Annotated in this window: 6 protein-coding genes; 4 read left to right on the forward strand and 2 right to left on the reverse strand. The window is 38.9% G+C overall.

What is annotated here, in order from left to right:
• The coding region (locus K8S13_RS07780) for an AMP-binding protein (RefSeq protein WP_291461718.1) at positions 1 to 491 on the reverse strand (491 nt) is incomplete at its 3' end.
• 353 nt (positions 492 to 844) lie between these two features.
• Between K8S13_RS07780 and K8S13_RS07785 the strand changes: the two genes are divergently transcribed.
• The 3 genes from K8S13_RS07785 (at position 845) to nadB (ending at position 4404) form a co-directional block, all read left to right on the forward strand.
• The gene (locus tag K8S13_RS07785; protein ID WP_291461720.1) at positions 845 to 2017 is read left to right on the forward strand and encodes an OmpA family protein; all 1173 of its coding nucleotides are present in this window, start codon (positions 845 to 847) and stop codon (positions 2015 to 2017) included.
• A gap of 156 nt (positions 2018 to 2173) precedes the next feature.
• Complete coding sequence (locus K8S13_RS07790; RefSeq protein WP_291461722.1) at positions 2174 to 2788, forward strand: TIGR04211 family SH3 domain-containing protein; 615 nt, start codon at positions 2174 to 2176, stop codon at positions 2786 to 2788.
• The gene (nadB, locus tag K8S13_RS07795) at positions 2785 to 4404 is read left to right on the forward strand and encodes an L-aspartate oxidase (protein WP_291461724.1); all 1620 of its coding nucleotides are present in this window, start codon (positions 2785 to 2787) and stop codon (positions 4402 to 4404) included. The genes K8S13_RS07790 and nadB overlap by 4 nt, the downstream gene beginning before the upstream one ends.
• Positions 4405 to 4424: 20 nt before the next feature.
• On the opposite strand, the gene ubiE is transcribed toward nadB, so the two are convergent.
• Positions 4425 to 5117 carry a bifunctional demethylmenaquinone methyltransferase/2-methoxy-6-polyprenyl-1,4-benzoquinol methylase UbiE gene (gene ubiE / locus K8S13_RS07800; protein ID WP_291461726.1) on the reverse strand — a complete coding sequence of 231 codons (693 nt, stop codon included), beginning with the start codon at positions 5115 to 5117 and terminating at the stop codon, positions 4425 to 4427.
• A gap of 102 nt (positions 5118 to 5219) precedes the next feature.
• Here ubiE and K8S13_RS07805 point away from each other — a divergent pair.
• Positions 5220 to 5411: DnaJ domain-containing protein (locus K8S13_RS07805; protein ID WP_291461727.1), on the forward strand; the 192-nt coding region annotated here is incomplete at its 3' end.

The following is a 5411-nucleotide window of genomic DNA, read 5'->3' on the forward strand; positions in this document are numbered from 1 at the left end:
AACGCTTTGATTTTTGGAAGATAGGATTTGATATTGCAAACAATAATAGTTTCAATATTGGTGTCTTTTATCGCCTCAACCGTGTTTGGATACAGCAGGGGATGGTCCATGCAAAAGACCATTTTTGATTCAGAGTCCTTGAGCTGGTAGTTCAGTTCTGTCGGTGTATAGGACGGATTACAGTTCACAGCTACGGCACCGGCCTTAAGGATACCAAAAAGAACTTCAGGAAAGTGGGGTATGTTGGGAAGAAAGATAGCAACCTTGTCTCCCTTTTTAATGCCTTTGCCCGCAAGAAAGTTTGCAATTCTGTCCGCAGTATCCTTGACCTGGGCATAGGTCCTGAAAGCACCGTTAAAAATGGTATAGACATTATCAGGATACTTTTTAGCCGTGTTATCAAGGATTTGAGGCAGGGGGTAGTGGTAATTACTTACATCGTGTGCTACTCCTTCCGGCCAATAGGGCGTTTTCCATACTTGGTCAGTCATTTTTATTTCTCCTTTTGTTTAAGGTGCTCTGTCAGAGATAAACCATGCTTATTATAAGTTTTGAGTGAACTAAATAAACGGTGTTCATTTGGTTATACATAACTCTATTCATAAATGGAAAGTTTTTTTTTAATTGCCATATAATTATGAACATTGGCAGCAGTGTAATTTATTTCATAAAAATAGATAAAAAATGTAATAGTTTATGTAATTTATTTCATAATTTCATTAAACTTTTTTATGGACATGCATTTAACTATTTGAATTTTAAGGAATTATAAATATTCAAAGCTTTGGTGTGATTATTGCATTGAATAGAGGATTGAATCTATTATACAAAAGGAGAAGTACTGATGCAAAATAGAAAAATCAGATTAATTTTATTGGTAATTGTTTTAATATGCCTGACATCATGCGCAAGTGTGAACAAAACCAAGATGGTTCCGGACAGTATTGTTAAGGATTTAACCCCTGGGTTTCAGTCAGGTGAATTCGGGTCAAAAGTGGATGGTTTAGTGGTTTTGATGGATGCATCCTCATCAATGGCTGAAACCTATCAGGATTATGTCAAGTTTGATATCGCCAAAGCATTTGTTCGCCGCATGAATGATACCATGCCGCCAATTTGCGCTGTTTCCGGATTAAGAACTTTTGGTCATGCCCTGCAGTTAACACGTGCGCAGACCAAACTTTTTTACGGTATGGCCCCCTACAATCGGCAGGGGATGAATAAGGGTTTGATCCAGGTGACCCCTTCAGGAGGGCCGACTCCCTTGACGGCTGCCATAACCGAGGCTGCTGTTGATTTGAAAAATATCAGCGGCAATAAAGTGGTCATCATTATAAGCGATGGCAAGGATTTGAGTGATCAGCCCTTTATTGCTGCACAGAATATGCAGGCGATGATGGCGGATCATCTTTGCATTTATACTGTAATGGTGGGGGATGATGAAAAAGGAAAAATTTTAATGGAAAAGATTGCCCGGGTTTCACCCTGCGGATTTATGATTCTGGCGCAGGATGTCGGTTCTGCACAACCCATGGCTGATTATGTCTCTAAGGTTTTTTTAACCAAAGTTGAAAAGATTGCTGAGGTTTCTGTATCAAAAGAAAAGAAAAGCGCATCTCTAAAAGAAGATGGACTAGGATATCACAAGGCGGAGCCATTGATGATGAATCTTGGAAATATTCATTTTAATTTTGATAGTTCAGATCTTACAAAAGAAGGCAAAACAATACTTGATCAGCATATCCAGGTTCTAATGAACAATCCTGATGTTAACGTCATTATTGGAGGGCATGCCTCTGCCCGCGGAACCCACGACCATAATCAGAATCTAAGCGAAAAAAGAGCGTTAGCTGTTAAAAATTACCTTATTGATGTTGGTGACATCCCTTTTAAAAGGCTTTCAGCCATTGGATATGGAGAAACAAGACCTGCCATGTATGAACCCGATCCCGAACAAATAAATTCTAAGGAAGCCAAAGCAAATATGAGAGTAATTTTTGAAGTGATTGTAGAATAAAAAAACTGATCATTTTTTTTTGGACTGTTCATCTGCTATTAGTTTAGATATAATAACAATTTTTCATATTGATAAAGGCAGGATGCAATGATATTGGATGAGATTGAAAAAATAAAATAGCGATAAATCTCGAATTTAAAAGGAGATGAGAATAGGATGAAAAAAATATATCAATACCTTTTGATCATTTTTTTATGGATGGCATTTTTTGCCGGTACGTTGTTTGCTGAAGACATATATGTGACAGGGATTACAAACATTACCATGCGGACGGGTCCGGGAGTGGAACACAAAATTGTGGCCATGTTAAAGTCCGGTACCAAACTTGAAATTGTTGAATACCAAAAGGACTGGACCCATGTAAAGACAGATCAGGGAAGAACCGGATGGGTTTTATCAAGGTTTTTAACCCAGAAAGTACCGGATGCCCTTCTGGTTGAAAAATTAAATAAAGATAATCAGGATCTGATGTCCAAATTAGAAGCAATAGAAGATGAGAATAAGACACTTACGGTTAAAAATGCGACATTGGTTCAGATACAAGAAAAATATAATAAACTGAAACAGGAATCTTCTGATTTTTTAAAACTTGATGCAAAATATAAAGAAATGATGCAACTGTATGAGGCCCAGAAAAGTCAGATCGAGACTTTGGAGAATGATTTGAACAATGAGCCGAAACTTTGGTTTTTGATTGGTCCGGGTGTTTTTATTGTTGGTTTGTTTTTTGGTTTAAGTGCACGTAAAAAGAAAAAAACCAGCCTGTTATGATTAAGAAAACAGATTTTTTAGTGATCGGAAGCGGCATTGCCGGCTTAAGTTATGCCCTGAAAGTGGCAAAGTTTGGTAAAGTCACCATCATTACTAAAAAAAAAATACAGAAAACAAATACAGCGCTGGCCCAGGGGGGTGTGGCCGCTGTATTCAGCAAGATGGATTCATTTGACCTTCATATCAAAGATACACTTGATGCCGGTGATGGGCTTTGCAACAAAGATGTTGCAAAGATGGTGGTGAAAGACGGACCCAAAAGAATTAAAGAGCTTGTAAAACAAGGGGCAAATTTTAATATAGAAGGCAATGGTGAGTATGATTTTTCACTGGGCAAAGAAGGGGGGCATTCTGCTAAAAGGATCGTTTATGCTCATGATCTGACGGGTAGAGAGATTGAAGATACCCTGGTAAAAAATGTCGAACAAAATAAGAATATAACTATTCTGGAAGATCATATTGCTGTGAACTTAGTAACATTTTCCAGCAGCATTCGAAGCGGACTCATTGTTACCCAGTGTGAAAATATCTGTTGCGGGGCATATGTCCTGGATAATAAAACCGGGAAAATTGAAACTTTTTATGCAGGGATCACGCTTCTTGCTACAGGCGGGGCCAGCAAGGTGTATCTTTATACATCTAATCCGGATATTGCAACCGGCGACGGTATTGCCATGGCATACCGTGCAGGTGCATCCGTTGCAAACCTGGAATTTGTTCAATTTCATCCCACATGTCTCTATCATCCTGAAGCAAAAAATTTTCTTATTTCAGAAGCGGTAAGAGGGGAGGGTGCAGTTTTAATAGACTTTAAAGGTCAGCGGTTTATGGACAAATATTCTCCTGACAAGGAACTTGCCTGCAGGGACGTTGTTGCAAGAGCCATTGACAGTGAGTTAAAGAAAACCGGTGCAGATGCTGTTTTTCTGGATATTTCTCATAAGGATTCCGACAGTATTAAAAAAAGATTCCCCAATATTTATTCTAGATGCCTTGCGTATGGGATTGACATGACAAAAGATCCGATCCCGGTTGTTCCGGCTGCCCATTATATGTGCGGCGGAGTCGCCACAGACTTGAATGGGAAGACAGACGTTCAAAGACTTTATGCCGTTGGTGAAGCCGCATGCACAGGATTTCATGGTGCTAACAGGCTTGCCTCCAATTCCCTGCTTGAAGCATTGGTCTATTCCCACAGGGCATATCAATCATCTGTTGAAGAGTTCAAGTCCATTGGAAACAAAGTAATTGTCTCCCTGGATCTTTGGGACGAAACCGATACCATGGACAGTGATGAGGCCATTGTTGTCTCCCATAACTGGGATGAAATTCGGCGGTTGATGTGGAATTATGTCGGAATTGTAAGATCGGACAAACGCCTGCAACGGGCATTGAGAAGAATCCAAAATATCAAGGAAGAAATCAATGATTATTATTGGGATTTTAAGGTAACATCTGATTTGATCGAACTTCGAAATCTTGCCACAGTGGCGGAACTGATCATTAAATCAGCTTTAATGAGAAAAGAAAGCCGCGGGCTCCATTATAATATTGAGTATCCTGAAAAGGATGATAAAAACTGGCTGAAACACACCATTCTTAAAAAAAACCTTTGAATTGAACGCCATCGTATACATTATGGTTTGCTCCCGACAAACAGGGTGACGATTCCAAATGTCATCTGTTTGAATTTGATATTTTCAAATCCAGCCCCCTTCATAAGTCTTGAAAATTCTACAGGACTGGGAAACTTTAATACAGAATCCGGCAGATAACTATAGGCATTATTGTCTTTTGAGAAAAAAGAGCCGAGAATGGGCAGAATTTTTTGAAAATATAAAAGGTATAATGAACGGAAGATTCCTTTTTCAGGTGTGGTTAACTCAAGAACAGCCAGCCGTCCTCCCTTTGTTAAAACATTGAAAAACGCTTTGATGGCCTTTTGTCGATCCATGATATTCCGGATGCCAAAGGCAATAAAAACCGCATCAAAGATATGATGCTTAAAGGGAAGATTAAGGGCATTGGCATTTAAGAGGTTTATATTTTTTTTTAATAATTTCTGTTTGCCAAACCGTAACATTCCAAAAGAAAAATCAAGTCCGAAAATTTGGGCATGTCCTTTGAGCTGGGAACTGATTTCCAAAGCCACATCACAGGTTCCGCAGGCTACATCCAAAGCCATGCTGTTTTTTTGAAGGGCGGTGGCCTTTACCATCTGGGTCCTCCAGACAATGTCCTGCCGCATACTTAAGAGGCGATTTAAAAAGTCATATCTGGGTGCAATACGGTCAAACATGTCTTTGATAAAATCAAGTTCTTTATTCATCGTTGACAACCTGGATTTCTGAGTTAGTTTAAGTTATTTACCAAGGCAGATTGGGAAATATCATACTCAAAGGAAGAATACAATAGAATGGTTGGGATCCAAATGGAAGAAAAACGGGATTATTATGAAGTGCTTGGTGTTGCCAGGGATGTTTCAAAGCAGGAATTGAAAAAGGCATATCGGAAACATGCCATTAAATATCATCCTGATAAGAATCCGGATAATAAAGAAGCAGAAGATAAATTCAAAGAAGCATCTGAAGCCTATGAAGTATTAAATAATGAGAATAAACGC

The organism is Desulfobacula sp., assembly GCF_021107415.1.